Source organism: Pyruvatibacter sp. HU-CL02332 (genome assembly GCF_040362765.1).
Lineage (GTDB): Bacteria > Pseudomonadota > Alphaproteobacteria > CGMCC-115125 > CGMCC-115125 > Pyruvatibacter.
Window position 1 is genome coordinate 1,680,016 of record NZ_BAABWK010000001.1, and the last position, 16,264, is coordinate 1,696,279.

Sequence of the window (16,264 nt, forward strand, 5' to 3'; positions counted from 1 at the left end):
CGCGCTATTGATCTAGATTGTGAAATCCATGCCTGCTTGTGATGCAGGCTTGATGTCTTTGGTCTCTGCCTCTCGGCACAGGTCATCAATGGTGATGGCGTTGAGCTTATCCATCATATCGGCCTGAAACGAATCCCACATGGGACGGACCACCTGCTCGCCCAAAGGTGAACCGCCATTGGTGTTCTCTTCAGCAGGCGCAGTCATGGCCTCGCCTGTACCGTTCAGGGATCCGCGTGTCTCGCGCGCGGCTGCCTTTGCCTCGTCGCGCGCATCGTCGGCGGCTTCCATGGCGCCAACCACGCGGACGATTTCGCCAACAGTGATGCGTCGCCGCTCCCGCGCCAGCCGGTAGCCGCCACGCGGACCGCGTACACCCTTGAGCACGCCTTCACGCACAAGCTGCTGCATCACCTGCTCAAGATAGCGCTGGGGAATGCCCTGCCGCTTGGTGATCTCTTTTGACTGCACCGGGTCAGGCCGCGCGTTGTACGCAACGTCCACAACGGCCTCCAGCGCCAGCAATGTCTTTTTCGATAGCCGCAACATGCCGTTACCCGGCCTTTCTCGTTGTGTCCGTTCCCGTAGATCCAAACCCGCCCGCGCCGCGTTCGGTTTCATCCAGTGTATCAACGGCGGCAAAAACACCGCGCGTCACCGGCGCGAACAGCATCTGCGCAATGCGCATGCCACGGTCGATGACAACAGGTTCGTTGCCGTGATTGATCAGGATGACTTTCACTTCGCCGCGATAGTCCGCATCCACCGTACCCGGACTATTCAGCACGGTGACGCCCTGCTTGGCGGCCAGGCCGGAGCGCGGACGCACCTGCGCCTCAAAGCCTGCGGGCAGAGCAATGGCAAGACCTGTTGGCACCATGGCGCGGGCGCCGGGTGCCAGTGTCACCTCTTCGCCTTCAGCCAGGGCGGCCCGCAGATCCATGCCCGCGGCCTGATCGGTTTCATAGGCCGGCAGATCAAGTCCCTGCCCGTGCGGCAGTTGCATGACCTTGACGTCAATCGAACTCATTGGAAGCGTTCCCCTCAGGAAGTCAGAGCCAGCGCCACGCGCTCGGCAAGTTTCGTTGCGACCTGTGCCTTGGGCATCGGGTCCCAGTGCTCTGCGGCACCGTCGGTAATGATGTGAACCGTGTTGTTGTCACCGCCCATGATGCCGGTACCCGGCGACACGTCGTTGGCCACAATCCAGTCGCAGCCTTTGCGCACGCGCTTGGCAGTGGCGTGGTCAATCACGTCATCGGTTTCAGCGGCAAATCCCACGACCAGTTGCGGACGCTTGGGACCAGCAGCAGACAGTGTCGCCAGAATGTCCGGGTTTTCCACCAGCGACAGCGGCGGCACAGCACCGGAGCCATCTTTCTTGAGTTTGGAATTGGTGGATGTGTCCGCCCGCCAGTCAGCAACGGCGGCGGCACAAATCGCAATGTCAGCGGGCAGGGCGGCCTCGGTAGCGGCCAGCATTTCGCGTGCTGTTTCCACGCGCGTGATCTTGACGCCGCGCGGGTCGCCAAGCGCGGTTGGTCCGGAGACAAGATGCGTGTCTGCACCAAGCAGCGCCAGAGCTTCAGCGATGGCGTAGCCCTGCTTACCCGATGACCGGTTGGCGATGTAGCGCACAGGGTCAATCGGTTCATGGGTTGGCCCGGCGGTGACTATCGCCTTGCGCCCGGCCAGCAATTGCGTGCCGCCCAGCTTCGCTTCAATGGCTTCAACAATCTCGTCCGGCTCGACGAGGCGCCCGGGCCCGAATTCACCGCAAGCCATGGAGCCTTCGGTGGGGCCAACAACACTGACGCCGTCAGCAATAAGCTGCGCGAGGTTCCGCTGCGTGGCAGCGTGTTCCCACATGCGCACATTCATGGCGGGCACAATCATCACCGGCTTGTCCGTCGCCAGAAGAGCAGTCGAGGCCATGTCGTCGGCGCGGCCATGGGCAATCTTGGCCATGAGGTCCGCAGTGGCCGGGCACACGACCAGAAGATCAGCATCGCGCGACAGCTGGATGTGGCCCATGTCGGCTTCAGCCGTCAGGTCGAACAGATCCGTGTAGACCTTGTCATGCGTGAGCCCGCCAACGGACAGCGGCGTGACAAATTCCTGGCCCGCCTTGGTCAGGATCGCTCGCACTTCGCCGCCCCGGCGACGGATTAACCGTGCCAGCTCAAGCGACTTGTAGGCAGCGATACCGCCACCGATGATCAGAAGTATGCGTTTGCCGTCGAGCACGTGATCCCGCCTTCCACACCACAAAAGCCGCAGAAACCCAATAATTCCCGCGAGTGTTGCGGTGAATATAGGTATTTACGGCTGCAATGTGTAGATAGCTCGCAAAATCATTCGTGGGGGCGCTTTGGCGCTAGAGCAGCGTTGTGACCGCAATCACCACCAACGCGGCTGCCCCGACCCACAGTGCAATGCGATTGGGACGTTCCTGCTTGGCCTGCGCGTCTGCGATGGCCCGCGCAGTGTCCGGGTGCAGTTTGAGGCCCTCAACGGCTCCTGTGCCGTCCGGTCCGGCAATGCTGCGGGCGGCACGTTCTGCTGTTTCCAGTAGGTCCGGCAGGTCGCTCATCAGGCGGCCCATGCGCTCAGCACCTTTGACGGCATCCTGTAGCCGGCCTTCCGGGCCGACTTTGCTTTCCAGCCATTGCCGCAGCACCGGCTCGGATGTCACCCACATGTTGAATTGCGGGTCGAGGTCGCGGGCCACGCCTTCCACCACCACCATGGTCTTTTGCAGCATGATGAGTTCAGGCCGCGTCTCCATGTCGAACTGGTCTGTGACCTCAAAAAGCTGACCCAGCAGGCGTGCCATGGAGATTTCGTGCGCCTCGCGGTCAAACAGAGGTTCGCCGATGGCACGCAAGGCCTGTGCGAACGCATCCACGGATTTGCTTTCAGGCACATAGCCTGCCTCAAAATGCACTTCCGCGACGCGACGATAGTCCCGCATCACAAAGCCAAAGAGGATCTCCGCCAGGAAACGGCTTTCCTTGGCACTGAGGCGTCCCATGATACCGTAATCGACAGCCACCAACGTGCCCGCCGGTGTGCCGTCCGCTTCCACGAACAGATTGCCGGGATGCATGTCAGCGTGGAAATAACCCTCGCGCACTGCATGCGTCAAAAAGCTGTTGATGACGTTTGCAGCCACTTCCTTGAGGTCGAGGCCGGCGGCTTCAAGGGCCTTGATGTCGGCAATGGGGATGCCGTCGATCCACTCAAGGGTCATTACCCTTTTTGAGGTGCGTTCCCAGTCAATGGACGGTGTGCGGAACCCGGCGTCGCCGCGTGTGCGCTCTTCCATCTCTGACATGGCGGCTGCTTCAAGACGCAAATCCATTTCAAGCGCCACAGAGTCTGCAAGTGTCTGCACCACATCAACCGGTTTCAGGCGCCGCGCCGACGGCACCATCCGGTCAATAAGACGCGCCGCCCAGAAGAAGGCCTCCAGATCAGCCGCAAACCGCTTTTCGACGTCCGGGCGCAGAACCTTCACAGCCACCGGTTGGGTCCCACCGTCCGCAGCGGGCACAGTGGCCTTGTGCACCTGGGCAATGGACGCGGCCGCCACCGCGTCACCCATATTCTGAAAAATCGTGTCCGCAGGTGTGTCGAACTCGTCCGCAATGATCTGTCGGGCAGTGGCAGTCTCAAAGGGCGGCAGACGGTCCTGAAGTTTTGCGAGGTCACGCGCGAGGGCTGGATCAATCACATCAGGCCGGGTCGCCAGAAACTGGCCAAGCTTGATGTAGCTGGGGCCAAGCTCTGTCAGGGCAGCGGCAAGCCGGTCCCCTTCCGACCCCTTGGCGCTGCTGCTACCAAACTTCTGCCTCAGCTTTGCAATGCTGCGCGCGGCCTTGACGGGGGCCGGAGGCTCGCCTGCATCAAGGGCAAACAGCGCGTCATAGCGCGACAGCACCCAGGCTGTGCGGACGAGCCGACCAAAATTGCGCACATGGCGGATCATCGTGATGCGGCCCTAGATCTTGTAGCCGGAATGGATGGCCGCAATGCCACCGGTCAGGTTGCGATGGGTGACACGTGAAAAACCGGCCTTGCGGATACGGTCTTCAAACGCTTTTTGCTGCGGGAACTTGCGAATGCTCTCCACCAGATATTGGTAGGAGTCCCGGTCACCGGTCACGATCTGCCCGATGCGGGGGATCGCCTCGAAGGACCACGTCTCATAAAACTCATCGAGTAGCGGCACGACCACATGGCTGAATTCAAGGCACATGAAACGGCCGCCGGGTTTCAGTACACGGAACGCTTCACTCAGTGCCGCGTCTAAGTCCGGCACGTTGCGTATGCCAAAGGCAATTGTGTAGGCGTCGAACCGATTGGCTTCGAGCGGCAGATTTTCAGCATTCATGCATGCAAAAGACAGCCGGTCGCCCATCGGGTCCGTCTGCGCCCGCACCTTGCCTTCACCCAGCATGGCATCATTGATGTCAGCCACCAGCACCTTGGCGTGTCCGTTTGAGCGGTGAGCAATGCGCGAGGCGATGTCGCCTGTGCCGCCTGCCATATCCAGTGTCTCGTAGGCCGCGCCTGTTTTGCGTGGCGCGAGCCATGAGACCATGCCGTCTTTCCAGAGCCGGTGAACGCCCACCGACATCAGGTCGTTCATCAGGTCATAGCGGCCAGCCACGTTGCGGAAAACGCCATTGACCAGGCCCTGCTTTTCAGTCGGGTCCACATCACGAAACCCGAAATGGGTTGCGTTGCTGGGAGCCGCAGCAGTTGCATCGGCGGCATCATTCTTGGTTGGTGCATCACTCATGGGCGCGGACCATAGCGCATCCCCGTTGCTTTGCGCTATGAGACCGCCTCACACTGGTAAAAATGTCGCTGCCCGAGAATTGGCCCCCAATCCATGCCTGAATTGCCCGAAGTAGAGACTGTCCGCCGGGGCCTGGCGCCCGCCATGGAGGGGCAGCGGTTTGAGCATGTGGAGGCGAAGCGGCCTGATCTGCGCTTTCCCCTGCCGAATGACTTTGCAGGCCGCCTGACCGGCACCCGCCTTGAGACGCTAAATCGCCGCGGTAAATATCTCGTTGGCCGTCTGGACGATGGTGCGCTCCTCATCATGCATCTGGGCATGTCCGGCCGCTTTGTGGTGGAAATGCCCGGCGATGACCAAAACCGTCCCGGTTCGTTTCACCTCGACACCGGGGCAAACGCCCATGCCATGCACGAGCACATCGTGTTCCGCATGGAGGGCGGTGGTGTCGTCCGCTATTCAGACCCGCGCCGTTTCGGCTTCATGACCATCGAGGAAACCGGCAACGAAGCGCAAAACAGCTTCCTGCAGCAACTGGGTCCCGAGCCGCTGGAGAAGGGCTTCAATTCAAATGTGCTGGCCGCGGGTCTTGCAGGCCGCAAGTCGCCCATCAAATCGGCGCTCCTGGATCAGGCGGTGGTGGCAGGCCTGGGCAATATATATGTGTGCGAAGCGTTGTTCCGCTCTGGCATCTCCCCCAAGCGCATTGCGGCTTCGCTTGTGAAACAGTCCGGCGAGCCAACAGATCGCCTGAAGAAGCTCTCGACCACCATTCGCCAGGTCCTGCGTGAAGCCATTGAAGCCGGCGGCAGTTCTCTGCGCGATCATGCCCAGGCGGATGGCTCGCTTGGTTATTTCCAGCACACCTTCAAAGTATATGACCGCGAAGGCAGCCCCTGCGTCACACGGGGGTGCGACAAGGACATTCGCCGGATTGTTCAATCTGGACGCTCGACATTCTATTGCGGGCAATGTCAAAGATAGAGCCGATACAAAATCGCCGACCCATCAAGGAAGCTGACCTCCATGGCCTACGACACCATCAAGACCGAAAAGCGCGGCGCTGTTGCGCTCATCACGCTCAACCGCCCCGACGCGTTGAACGCTTTGAACTCGCAGCTGGTGGATGAACTGATTGATGCGGTTCAGGGCTTTGACGGTGACGACGCAATCGGCTGCATGGTCATCACCGGATCAGAAAAGGCATTCGCCGCTGGCGCTGACATCAAGGAGATGCAGCCCAAGACCTATATGGATGTCTACAAGGAAGACCTGTTTGAAAAAGCCAACCGCATAGCAGAAGCACGCAAGCCTGTTGTGGCGGCTGTGTCCGGCTATGCGCTTGGCGGTGGCTGTGAACTGGCCATGCTGTGTGATTTCATTCTGGCATCTGACACAGCCAAGTTCGGTCAGCCGGAAATTTCGCTCGGCGTGATGCCGGGCATCGGTGGGTCGCAGCGCCTCACGCGTTTTGTGGGCAAGTCCAAGTCCATGGAAATGTGCCTGACCGGCCGCATGATGGATGCAGAAGAAGCAGAGCGCGCAGGCCTTGTCAGCCGCGTTGTTCCCGCAGCAGACCTTGTGGAAGAAGCAGTCAAGACAGCTGAAAAGATCGCGGGCATGTCACGGCCGGTGACAGCTCTCACCAAGGAAGCGGTCAACCGCTCCTATGAGACCACTCTGGCAGAAGGCATCCGCTTTGAGCGGCGCTTGTTCCACTCGCTCTTCGCGCTGGAAGACCAGAAGGAGGGCATGGCTGCCTTCATCGACAAGCGCAAACCCTCCTTCAAGCACAAATAGCCTTTAGCGATATTCAGGATTGGGGAAATCAGGCTTGCAGCCTGCGTCCCATGCTGAGCGCTGATTGCCATGGGCTGGAATGCCGCCTGCGTCTTTCAGCATCCGCGCCATATGCATCAGGTTCCATGTCATGAACGTGGTGTTGCGGTTGGTGAAATCGTTGGTCGGCCCACCTGACCCTTCGTCCAGATAGGACGGTCCGGGTCCCGCTTCACCCAGCCAGCCCGCATCCGCCTGTGGCGGGATCGTGTAGCCCAGATGCTGCAGCGAATAGAGAATGTTCATGGAGCAATGCTTGGCGCCGTCTTCATTGCCGGTCACAAGGCACCCGCCGACGCGGCCATAATAGGCATATTGCCCGGCCTCATTCAGCTGGCCAGAAGCAGAATAAAGCCGTTCGATCGCCTGCGTGCAGACAGATGACTTTTCACCCAGCCAAATCGGCGTGGTCACGACAAGAATGTCGGCTGCCATGACTTTTTCTAGGATCTGCGGCCAGTCGTCCTTGTCCCAGCCCTGCGTTGTCATGTCGGGATAGACGCCGAAGGCCAGATCATAATCCACCGGGCGCAGTTCCTCGGTCTTCATACCGTTCTTGTCCATGATCGCCCGCGCAATATCGATCAGACCCTTGGTGTGCGACAGCTCCGGTGACTTCTTCAGCGTGCAATTGAGAAAGAGCGCAGAGAGATCGGAAAAATCGGTCGTGCTTTCCTCGCACCATTTTGTCTGTTGGTCGTTGAGCATGAGAGTGTCCCCTTGATTCTAGATGCTTCTGGTCGGCTGCTTAATCTGCGGATGGCATGTGTGTGCTGGGCCTTTGAGGCGCGGCCTGCGCGCGCGTGGGCATTTCGCTGACCGGCATCATCTCCTCGCGACTTTTTTCACGGGCGATGTAGTCCCCATAAAGTCGTGCAAGTGGGGCAGCGGTAACGCCGTGGGCGAAGATGCTGATTGCAACCGTCATGACCGTGATCGACAGGATCATATGACCAAGCCCCATGGTCACCTGTTCCAGGATGAAAAGCGCAAACAGGATTGAGGCCAGCCCGCGCGGGCCGAACCATCCCAAGAACAAAACGCTCTGCCAGCGCAGTCTCGTGCCCGCGAGTGCGATAGCCACCGGCACCATGCGCACCACTGTGAGTGCAAGGACGGCAAAGCCGACCGCGACCCACCCGTGGGAATTGAGAACACCAATAGCCTCCGGCAGCAGGGCCGCGCCAAAGACCATAAAGACGAGCAACACCAGCAATTGGCCCTCGGCTTCGGCAAACTCGAAGACAAACCGGCACCGGTCGCGCAGGAAATTGCCGAACACAAGCCCGGCCACAAAGGCGGCGATAAAGCCGTTACCACCGACAAGTTCCGCGCCAGCGAAACTCAAAAAGGCAATGGCAAGCATGGCCAGACCTTCATAGGTCTCTGAAATCCAGCCCCTGAGCGCCGCATTGTCGAGCGCCCAGGCCCCCGCCCCGCCAATAACGATGCCTGCCAGCGGGCCAAAGCCGAGCTGGGCTCCGGCAAAGGTCGCCCAGTTGATGTCATCAACCGAATGGGCAGCGCCTGCGAGGCAAGCAAACAAAAACACCAGTGGCAGCGCAATCCCGTCATTGAGGCCGCTTTCCACATTTAGGGCCTGGCGGATGCGTGCCGGCACCTTGGGGTTGGAAACGACGGCCTGCCCAAGGGCGGCATCGGTCGGGGCCATCAGGGTGGCAAGCAGAGCGGCTTCCCAAAGGCTCAGGCCGAGTGGCAGCAGCAACGCGACGGCTGTTCCGGCAATGATCGCGAGCGGCATGCCGATGACCAGCATCCGCACCGGCAGATTGTGGTCCGCCTTCAAGGCGCGAAGGTCGATGCGCGCAGCATCTGAGAAAAGCACCAGAATAAGGGTGATCTCGGCGAGCCCGTGCACAAAACCATGGCCGCTTTCCATGTCGTCACCCACATTGAGCCAGCCAAGTCCGGCACCGCCAATCGCCAGCCCGAAAACGGCAAACACCATGGGTGGCGTAACAGCGCTGGATTCCAGCCGTCTGGACACAAGCGCAAAAAGCACCACGCCAACGGCGACCGCTACGAATCCAAGAGATTCCATCGTTTTCCCCCCTGAACGGCAGGGTCAGCGCGGTGCCGGGCCTTGTTTGTCCGCTCAATACATGCAGTCTGCGCGCAAGCTGGGGTGATCGCCAAAACACATTCTTGGCAAGGCCGTGTGAAAGCATTGTGATTGCAGGGATTTTGCGCCCCAAAGCCTGCTTGACCGGGCGCAGGCGCGCGGTTATAACGCCGCCTCTTAAATTCCTTACGTTCAAGCGCTGTTTGAGCTTGCCTCCGACGTGAAATCGGGCCGGGCACATACGAGCCGCTGACAAGAAATGGTTTGAAGCCCGATGGCTAATACACGCTCCGCCAAGAAGATGGTTCGCAAGATCGCGCGCCGCACAGAAGTAAACCGCGCACGCACGAGCCGCATGCGGACATTCATCCGTAAGGTTGAAGAAGCAATCGCCAGCGGCGACCAGAAAGCATCAAGGGATGCCCTGAACGTTGCTGAGTCCGAGATCATGCGTGCCTCAAACCGCGGCATTCTTCATAAGAACACAGCATCCCGGAAGGTTTCGCGCCTTTCCAGCCGGATCAAGGCACTCGGCCAGGCTTAAGCGCCACACGGGAAAAAGAATTTTAAAAGGGCGTCTCTGCCAAGTCGGAGGCGCCCTTTTTCGTGTCTGCTGTGTGGTTCGATGCCGTCCTAATGACAAGCTGCCAGGCCCGTCAGTGAAACGCGGGTCGCTTTCGGATGAGGAACGGTTTTATTTAAGCTTGACTTGAGCCCTCGGGAGGAGTCCGGCTGGCCTTGAAGGCGAGTTATTCACACGCGCTATGTGCGCATTTGGCAACGATGGTTAATTTTTCCAGCCTGTGGACGAATCACCCTTGCGCCGCCGCCAATGCCTTTCATACACTGGATTTTCTGCGGTTGAGCTCACACTCTCTTGCGAGTGAAAAAGGCGGTCCGTCGGTGACAGTTCGGTAAAAGATTCGCGACGTTCACCAAATGGTCCGCTTGATGTTTCAGCCGCGCAGGCGTTAGTATTGGTTCCTCAGGCGGCGGCAGTAAGTACTTGATTTACAAGCATAGATTTAGAGCTAGTTTGTCTAGTTGTGTGCAGTTGGGATTTCGATCTCGGCCATTTAAGTCAAATGCATCTGCTCTGTTTGATAGTATCGTGGCGAGTAGGTAGTACTCACCCCTCTTAAAATCGAAGTTGTAGCTAAACGTGTGGCGCAGGGACCCTGCTTCACAGCGATGGGAAACTGCTTGTTTTGCATTTCTCTTGAGCCGGTCTTGACCGCGGCTGCCTGGATTGACGGACAGGGGTGTTGGGGCGGCGTGCAAAGTTGGGGGCGATCCGGAAGATGAGCGGTGGATATGCAGGAGACATCGATGTGTCCGAGGCGTGGCGGCTGCTCAATGAGGATGACCGCAGCATTCTGATCGATGTGCGCACACAGGCTGAGTGGAATTTCGTCGGGCTGCCGGACATCGAGACGACTGGTCGTCCCATGCTGACCGAGGAATGGCAGGCCTTCCCCGGTGGTGCTCAGAACACGACATTCGCTGACGATGTGGCGAGCAAGCTCAATGCGGCAGGCGTTCCCAAAGACGCGCCCATTTTGTGCCTGTGCCGCTCTGGTCAGCGAAGTGCATCCGCAGCGGCGGCGCTGACGGCGCAGGGCTTTTCGTCCTGCTTCAATGTGGCCGGTGGATTTGAAGGCGGACTTGATGGCAATGGTCATCGCGGAACAACGGGGGGCTGGAAGGCGGCAGGTCTTCCATGGCGGCAAGGCTGACAAGCCGAAACTGTCAATGCGCATACGCGTGACGAAATAGAATTTTGCGCAGGCTAACGCCGCGCAGTACCTGACAGACGAACAAGAACAGGTCCCCGGCGCGGCAGGCGGGGGCCAGGGGGCAAAATGATAAACAGCAAAACCGGTTCCCAAACCGAACAAGACCCGGCTCTGGAAGAGGCGACCCAGCCATCGTTCAATGGCCTTGATGTTGGCGCGGGGCAGACGGGTGTTGCCGAGCAGTGGGCAAGCGTGCAGCAGAAGCTGCGCACCAGCCTTGGCGAAGCCCGCTTCAAGAGCTGGTTCGGCCAGGTGGCCCTGATCGGTGTCGGCGATGGCGCGGTGAGCTACTCAGTGCCCACGTCTTTTGCCCGCGACTACATCCAGCGGGAGTTTGGCGATCAGCTTCTGGGCCTGTGGCGCGCAGAAGATTCGTCCGTTCGTAAGGTGACATTGATTGCCGAAGGGTCCGCGACAGCTGCAGAGGCTGCGCGCGCGATCGCTGCAGACACGATGGCATCACGCGCACCAGCGGCAGCTCCGGCACCTTCCAAACCTGCACCTGCAGCAGCCCCGCCGCGCGCAGCGACAAGCAATCCGTTTCAGACCAACGCACATGCCGGAGCGGCAGGTGAAGAAGCGCCTCTCGGCGCACCGCTTCTGCCCCATCTTACATTCGACAATTTCATTGTCGGCAAATCCAACCAGCTGGCCTATGCCGCTGCACGCCGCGTTGCCGAAGCGGAAGGCACAGTGCCCTTCAATCCGCTTTATCTGTATGGCCCTGTTGGCCTTGGCAAAACCCATCTGATGCATGCCATTGGTACGGAAATCCGCCGCCGCGACCCAAGCAAGCGCGTTGTCTATCTGTCTGCCGAGCGCTTCATGTATCACTTCGTCAATGCGCTTCGGCACAAGGACACCGTGGCGTTTAAGCACGCCTACCGCTCCGTTGATGTGCTGATGGTTGACGACGTGCAGTTCATCGGCGGCAAGGATTCAACGCAGGAAGAGTTCTTCCACACCTTCAACGCGTTGGTGGATCACAACCGTCAGATCATCATTTCGGCCGACCGGTCTCCGTCTGACCTCGAAGGGATCGAGGAGCGCATTCGCTCACGCCTCGGCCACGGTCTTGCCTGCGATATTCTGCCGACAGACTACGAGCTTCGTCTCGGCATCCTGCAGGCCAAAGCTGAAACCATGCTGCCCAACCATCCAGGTGTGCAGCTTAGTGATGACGTCATCGACTTCCTCGCAAGCTCCATTTCTTCGTCCATTCGTGAGCTTGAAGGTGCGCTGACCACACTCATTGCGCATGCGGAATTGATTGGCAGCACCCTCACGATTGAGCATGCTCAGGACATTCTGCGGCATCTGGTGCGCGCAAACGAAAAGCGCATCACCATCGATGACATTCAGCGCAAGGTGGCAGACCACTACAATCTGCGTCTGGTTGATATGTCGTCTCCGCGCCGGTCACGCTCCGTCGCGCGCCCACGTCAGGTGGCCATGTATTTGTGCAAACACCTGACAACGCGCTCGCTGCCGGAAATCGGTCGCAAGTTCGGTGGCCGTGATCACACCACAGTGCTGCATGGCGTCAACAAGATCGAGCAGCTGCGCGCCGAGGACAAAACACTGGACGAGGACATCAACCTCATCCGCCGAAAAATTGAAGAGTAAGATCTGACCACACGGGTTTGGCTCAAACGAAAAAGGCCGGGATGACAAACGTCATCCCGGCCTTTTTGTATTCTGACTTCAAGTTCTAAAGCCGATGTTCAATCCGCATATGCGGTGTCCCGTCTGACAATTTGGTTGGTGCCACCAAATCCTCATCGAGCGTGCACGACACCCGCTGACGGAAAGACGAGAAGCTGTCGAACGTCACAACGTCCACCGGCTCGTCAAAGTGAAGCGTCAGGCGAGTGTGCCCGGCGCCCATGGAACGGATGCCCACCACCTGGCCAACGAACTTGTTGCCAAGATAGGTGCCCGCAACTTCGTCACCGACCTGCAAGGGTCGCTGGGACAGGTTGCGCGCCCGGTCCTGTTCACACCGTTTGGAAACAGCACACAGGGTGTTCCAGTCGGCATAGCCATACTGGCGCGCCACAAGCTCCAGCGCGCGGGCATGGGTGATCGGGTTCTGGGGTGTATCCAGCTGAACGCGCAGGCGTTTTGCCTGGGCTTTCAGGTCTTCAATGGTTGGTACGTCTGTTTTCGTGACCATTTTGAGCCTCATATCAGGTGAAATGCTGCTGTTGGTCTGATGGAGCCCGCATTGCCACCAGGCAGCAGATGCTGACATGGCTGGCGTCGCCATTTCTGGCGGGTCGGCACAGTTTCAGGACTTCACCGGGGCAAAAAGCCAGCGGGCGGCGGGGGCCTGAACCCCTTCGTCTAGTAGGAGCGATAGTTAGGCGTGCGCACCGGGAATGTCAAAACCTCAAACTCACATGGCTGGTGTGTGGAATTGCAGGAATTCTGAGCATGAATCCCAGTCCCGCAAGCCGGATTTTGTACATCTGCACCCTGAAACTGCTATAAGTTTAGGGCTGATTCTGGCCCCTTAGGCGAGGGGTTGCTTGGGGAGTCAAGCAGGCTTTGCAGACCAAAGCCAAAATGCCGCCCCAGCGTGAAATCAGCCAGCCTCAGATCACCGCGACTTGGTTCAGGTGCATGGGGGCTGCGACCCCGCCAGACCTGCCGTTCCCGGCCCGCAAATACGGAAAAACCCAGTCCCATGAAGATCACGATTGAACGCGGCGCTCTCCTTAAGGCCCTCAATCACGTGCAAAGCGTGGTGGAACGGCGCAATACGATCCCCATTCTGGCCAATGTGCTGCTCTCAGCGGATGATGGACAGCTAAGCCTCACAGCCACCGATCTGGATATCGAGATCGTTGAAGGCGTGCCGGCTGATGTGGCATCCGGCGGTGGCACGACGGCACCAGCCCACACCATGTACGACATCGTACGCAAGCTGCCTGACGGGGCGCAGGTCGAAGTCAATCATGATGCAGAAACAGGCAAGGTGACGGTCGTTGCTGGCCGCTCCCGCTTTGCCCTGCAGAGCCTGCCGCGCGAGGATTTCCCCGCCGCCGCCGCAGGCGACATGCCCTACAGCTTTGAGATTTCCACCAAGGACCTGTTCCGCCTGGTTGAAAAAACCCGCTTCGCCATCTCAACCGAAGAAACCCGGTATTACCTCAACGGCATCTACCTCCACACTGTTGAGGGCAAGTTGCGCGCCGTCGCAACCGATGGCCACCGTCTGGCCCGGGTCGACATGCCCATGCCCAGCGGTGCCGACGGCATGCCGGGCATCATCGTGCCCCGCAAGACAGTCACTGAGCTGCTCAAGCTCCTGGAGACTGGCGACGACACTGTGAAGATCGCCGTCTCGGAAACCAAGATCCGCTTTGACCTTGGCGGTGTGACGCTGACCTCCAAACTCATCGACGGCACCTTCCCTGATTACGGTCGGGTCATCCCGTCTGAGAATGACAAGTCCATGGAAGTCGATGGCAAGCTCTTCGCATCTGCCGTGGATCGCGTATCCACCATTTCCACCGAGCGCAGCCGCGCCGTGAAGCTGGACCTCGACGATGGCAAGGTCACACTGGCAGTCAACAATCCGGACTCAGGATCTGCGACTGAAGAACTGGGCGTCGACTACAAGGGTGATGCGCTGGAGATCGGTTTCAACGCCCGCTACCTGCTCGACATCACCCAGCAGCTGGATGGACCTACAGCCCATTTCGAACTGTCCGATGCGGGCTCGCCTACGGTTGTCCGCGACACGGATGACCCCGAGGCCCTGTATGTGCTGATGCCGATGCGTGTTTAGGGGCGTGTTTAGGCGCGCGTCTGACCCGGCATTCCATCAATCACGAAAGGTACTGATTGACCCTTGTTGAAACCAACCCACCCGTGACGACAATGACACCTGAATCTCAGGGGTCTGTTGCGTCTGCACGGCTGGCGGTACTTCGACTGGTGGTCACAGGCTTTCGCAACCACGCCCGTACAGCGCTCGCCCTTGATGCACGATGCGTCGTGCTGGTGGGCGAGAACGGTGCCGGCAAGACCAATATCCTCGAAGCTGTTTCGTTCCTGACCCCGGGCCGCGGTCTGCGCGGTGTCCGTCTGTCTGATGTATCCACCCGCGACATGTCTTTGGGCGACGACGCGCCCGCAGAACAGCCATGGGGTGTTGCGGCGACCATGCTGACCCCGGAAGGCACCGTTGATCTTGGCACCGGCATTGGTCGCACAAATGATGGCGACAAGCGCATCGTCAAAGTAGATGGGGCAGCAAAACCCAGCTCCGGTGTTCTGGGCCATTATGTGCGCGCCCTCTGGCTCACCCCACACATGGACCGCCTGTTCATGGAAGGCGCAGGCGGTCGCCGCCGCTTCCTTGATCGCATGGTCCTTGGATTTGATGCGGGGCATTCTTCGCGCGTGACGTCCTACGAAAAAGCCATGCGCGAGCGCACCCGTCTCCTGAGCGAAGACAATTGGGACGCATCCTGGCTATCAGCCCTTGAGGCTCAGATGGCGGAACACGGCATCGCAATTGCGCTCGCCCGTTCCCATATCATTGGTCAGTTGGCCGCCGCCATTGCCGAGCATGACGGCCCAAGCGACACCGCCTTTCCCAAGGCTGACGTGGCGCTGGCATCAGGCTTTACCGATGGCGTGGATGACACGCTCAATTCAGCGCCGTCGGTTGATATCGAGGATGCGTTCGCCAAGCGGCTGGCGTCTTCGCGCGGCAGAGACGCTGCAGCAGGACGCGCCCTCGAAGGGCCGCATCGTGCAGACATGCTGGTGCGCCATGCGCCCAAAAACATGGATGCGCAGGCCTGCTCGACAGGGGAGCAAAAGGCGCTGCTGATTGGCCTTGTGCTCGCAAATGCACGACTGCACTGCGCCAGCTTTGGTGCGCCTCCCTTGCTGTTGCTGGACGAGGTGGCAGCCCATCTGGATGCCCGCCGCCGCGCGGCCCTCTTTGATGAGCTTGAACGCCTCGGCGCACAGGCATGGATGACGGGAACAGATGCAAGCCTGTTTGAAAATCTGGGCGACCGCGCACAGCTTTTTAACGTGGCTCATGGAGAAATCACGCCTCACGCCTGACATCAGGTGATGCGGCCAACAGATGAAGACCTTTTCGGAGACAAGAGATGCCAGAAACAACTTACGACGCCGACCCGATGGATATCGCCAAGAGCTTTACCAACCCGATCATGGAAAATGCGCTGTTCAACTCGCGCACGGTTCTTGTGGTCGGTGAAATCAACGATCGCATCGCTCGCTCTACTACAGAGCGGTTGCTTGCCATGGCGGCAGACAGCGATGATCCGATCACAATGATCGTGTCCTCTCCCGGCGGTCACGTTGAGTCCGGCGACATGATCCATGACATGGTCAAGTTCATTAAGCCGAAGGTCCGCATGGTCGGCTCCGGCTGGTGCGCCTCTGCCGGTGCGTTGATCTATGTGTCTGCGGAAAAGGAAGACCGCGTCTGCCTGCCCAACACCCGCTTCCTGCTGCACGAACCACGCGGCGGTATTGGCGGCTCTGCCTCTGACATCGACATTCAGGCGCAAGAAGTCATCAAAATGCGCGAGCGCCTCAACCGCATTTTCGCTGAAGCAACGGGCCAGAGCTACGAGCAGATCGTCAAGGACACGCATCGTGACTACTGGATGAGCGCGGAAGAAGCCAAGGAATATGGCGTCGTGTCCCGCATCATCTCGAACATCAGCGAACTCGGCTAAAAAC

16 protein-coding genes are annotated in these 16,264 nt (G+C 59.4%); 8 read left to right on the forward strand and 8 right to left on the reverse strand.

The genetic code is table 11. The annotated features are described in order from the left end of the window. Window positions 1–12: 12 nt before the first annotated feature. From ABXH05_RS07965 to ubiE, 5 genes are all read right to left on the reverse strand, one after another. Window positions 13–549 (reverse strand): RrF2 family transcriptional regulator, encoded by a 537-nt coding sequence (locus ABXH05_RS07965; protein WP_348136635.1) that lies wholly within the window; start codon window positions 547–549, stop codon window positions 13–15. Between the two features lie 4 nt (window positions 550–553). Further along, a complete protein-coding gene (gene dut / locus ABXH05_RS07970; RefSeq protein WP_353560545.1) occupies window positions 554–1,030 on the reverse strand; it encodes a dUTP diphosphatase in 477 nt (158 codons plus the stop codon). 14 nt (window positions 1,031–1,044) lie between these two features. After that, on the reverse strand, window positions 1,045–2,247 hold the full coding sequence (gene coaBC / locus ABXH05_RS07975) for a bifunctional phosphopantothenoylcysteine decarboxylase/phosphopantothenate--cysteine ligase CoaBC (RefSeq protein ID WP_353560546.1): 1,203 nt from the start codon (window positions 2,245–2,247) through the stop codon (window positions 1,045–1,047). Between the two features lie 130 nt (window positions 2,248–2,377). Further along, window positions 2,378–3,991, reverse strand: a complete 1,614-nt coding sequence (gene ubiB / locus ABXH05_RS07980; protein WP_353560547.1) for a 2-polyprenylphenol 6-hydroxylase — start codon at window positions 3,989–3,991, stop codon at window positions 2,378–2,380. Window positions 3,992–4,003: 12 nt separating this feature from the next. Beyond that, entirely contained in the window at window positions 4,004–4,807 is an 804-nt protein-coding gene (ubiE, locus tag ABXH05_RS07985) for a bifunctional demethylmenaquinone methyltransferase/2-methoxy-6-polyprenyl-1,4-benzoquinol methylase UbiE (protein ID WP_353560548.1), read from the reverse strand. Between the two features lie 93 nt (window positions 4,808–4,900). Here ubiE and mutM point away from each other — a divergent pair, with 93 nt between their 5' ends. Continuing rightward, window positions 4,901–5,791, forward strand: a complete 891-nt coding sequence (gene mutM, locus ABXH05_RS07990) for a bifunctional DNA-formamidopyrimidine glycosylase/DNA-(apurinic or apyrimidinic site) lyase (RefSeq protein ID WP_353560549.1) — start codon at window positions 4,901–4,903, stop codon at window positions 5,789–5,791. A gap of 42 nt (window positions 5,792–5,833) precedes the next feature. Beyond that, a complete protein-coding gene (locus tag ABXH05_RS07995; protein WP_353560550.1) occupies window positions 5,834–6,607 on the forward strand; it encodes an enoyl-CoA hydratase in 774 nt (257 codons plus the stop codon). A gap of 3 nt (window positions 6,608–6,610) precedes the next feature. Here ABXH05_RS07995 and ABXH05_RS08000 read toward each other — a convergent pair whose 3' ends face one another. Beyond that, complete coding sequence (locus tag ABXH05_RS08000) at window positions 6,611–7,354, reverse strand: flavodoxin family protein (RefSeq protein ID WP_353560551.1); 744 nt, start codon at window positions 7,352–7,354, stop codon at window positions 6,611–6,613. A gap of 40 nt (window positions 7,355–7,394) precedes the next feature. Beyond that, entirely contained in the window at window positions 7,395–8,708 is a 1,314-nt protein-coding gene (locus ABXH05_RS08005; RefSeq protein ID WP_353560552.1) for a cation:proton antiporter, read from the reverse strand. A gap of 295 nt (window positions 8,709–9,003) precedes the next feature. On the opposite strand from ABXH05_RS08005, the gene rpsT reads away from it, so the two are divergent. From rpsT to dnaA, 3 genes are all read left to right on the forward strand, one after another. Then, window positions 9,004–9,273, forward strand: a complete 270-nt coding sequence (gene rpsT, locus ABXH05_RS08010; RefSeq protein WP_043950410.1) for a 30S ribosomal protein S20 — start codon at window positions 9,004–9,006, stop codon at window positions 9,271–9,273. Between the two features lie 757 nt (window positions 9,274–10,030). Beyond that, a complete protein-coding gene (locus ABXH05_RS08015) occupies window positions 10,031–10,465 on the forward strand; it encodes a rhodanese-like domain-containing protein (RefSeq protein ID WP_353560553.1) in 435 nt (144 codons plus the stop codon). A gap of 126 nt (window positions 10,466–10,591) precedes the next feature. Then, entirely contained in the window at window positions 10,592–12,151 is a 1,560-nt protein-coding gene (gene dnaA / locus ABXH05_RS08020) for a chromosomal replication initiator protein DnaA (RefSeq protein ID WP_353560554.1), read from the forward strand. 85 nt (window positions 12,152–12,236) lie between these two features. Here the strand turns inward: dnaA and ABXH05_RS08025 are convergent, their stop codons facing one another. Continuing rightward, a complete protein-coding gene (locus tag ABXH05_RS08025; RefSeq protein WP_348136646.1) occupies window positions 12,237–12,701 on the reverse strand; it encodes a glyoxalase superfamily protein in 465 nt (154 codons plus the stop codon). A gap of 513 nt (window positions 12,702–13,214) precedes the next feature. Here ABXH05_RS08025 and dnaN point away from each other — a divergent pair. The 3 genes from dnaN (at window position 13,215) to ABXH05_RS08040 (ending at window position 16,260) form a co-directional block, all read left to right on the forward strand. Further along, complete coding sequence (dnaN, locus tag ABXH05_RS08030; protein ID WP_348136647.1) at window positions 13,215–14,321, forward strand: DNA polymerase III subunit beta; 1,107 nt, start codon at window positions 13,215–13,217, stop codon at window positions 14,319–14,321. Between the two features lie 92 nt (window positions 14,322–14,413). Next, the gene (gene recF / locus ABXH05_RS08035) at window positions 14,414–15,616 is read left to right on the forward strand and encodes a DNA replication/repair protein RecF (protein ID WP_353560995.1); all 1,203 of its coding nucleotides are present in this window, start codon (window positions 14,414–14,416) and stop codon (window positions 15,614–15,616) included. 77 nt (window positions 15,617–15,693) lie between these two features. Continuing rightward, window positions 15,694–16,260 (forward strand): ATP-dependent Clp protease proteolytic subunit, encoded by a 567-nt coding sequence (locus ABXH05_RS08040; RefSeq protein WP_353560996.1) that lies wholly within the window; start codon window positions 15,694–15,696, stop codon window positions 16,258–16,260. The last annotated feature ends 4 nt before the right edge of the window (window positions 16,261–16,264 follow it).

Excerpts from the sequence above, each read along its gene's own strand:
- ABXH05_RS07965 (WP_348136635.1), bottom strand. The coding sequence starts at position 549 with ATGTTGCGGCTATCGAAAAAGACATTGCTGGCGCTGGAGGCCGTTGTG.
- dut (WP_353560545.1), bottom strand. The coding sequence starts at position 1,030 with ATGAGTTCGATTGACGTCAAGGTCATGCAACTGCCGCACGGGCAGGGA.
- ubiB (WP_353560547.1), bottom strand. The coding sequence starts at position 3,991 with ATGATCCGCCATGTGCGCAATTTTGGTCGGCTCGTCCGCACAGCCTGG.
- ubiE (WP_353560548.1), bottom strand. The coding sequence starts at position 4,807 with ATGAGTGATGCACCAACCAAGAATGATGCCGCCGATGCAACTGCTGCG.
- mutM (WP_353560549.1), top strand. The coding sequence starts at position 4,901 with ATGCCTGAATTGCCCGAAGTAGAGACTGTCCGCCGGGGCCTGGCGCCC.
- ABXH05_RS07995 (WP_353560550.1), top strand. The coding sequence starts at position 5,834 with ATGGCCTACGACACCATCAAGACCGAAAAGCGCGGCGCTGTTGCGCTC.
- ABXH05_RS08000 (WP_353560551.1), bottom strand. The coding sequence starts at position 7,354 with ATGCTCAACGACCAACAGACAAAATGGTGCGAGGAAAGCACGACCGAT.
- ABXH05_RS08005 (WP_353560552.1), bottom strand. The coding sequence starts at position 8,708 with ATGGAATCTCTTGGATTCGTAGCGGTCGCCGTTGGCGTGGTGCTTTTT.
- rpsT (WP_043950410.1), top strand. The coding sequence starts at position 9,004 with ATGGCTAATACACGCTCCGCCAAGAAGATGGTTCGCAAGATCGCGCGC.
- ABXH05_RS08015 (WP_353560553.1), top strand. The coding sequence starts at position 10,031 with ATGAGCGGTGGATATGCAGGAGACATCGATGTGTCCGAGGCGTGGCGG.
- dnaA (WP_353560554.1), top strand. The coding sequence starts at position 10,592 with ATGATAAACAGCAAAACCGGTTCCCAAACCGAACAAGACCCGGCTCTG.
- ABXH05_RS08025 (WP_348136646.1), bottom strand. The coding sequence starts at position 12,701 with ATGGTCACGAAAACAGACGTACCAACCATTGAAGACCTGAAAGCCCAG.
- dnaN (WP_348136647.1), top strand. The coding sequence starts at position 13,215 with ATGAAGATCACGATTGAACGCGGCGCTCTCCTTAAGGCCCTCAATCAC.
- recF (WP_353560995.1), top strand. The coding sequence starts at position 14,414 with ATGACACCTGAATCTCAGGGGTCTGTTGCGTCTGCACGGCTGGCGGTA.
- ABXH05_RS08040 (WP_353560996.1), top strand. The coding sequence starts at position 15,694 with ATGGATATCGCCAAGAGCTTTACCAACCCGATCATGGAAAATGCGCTG.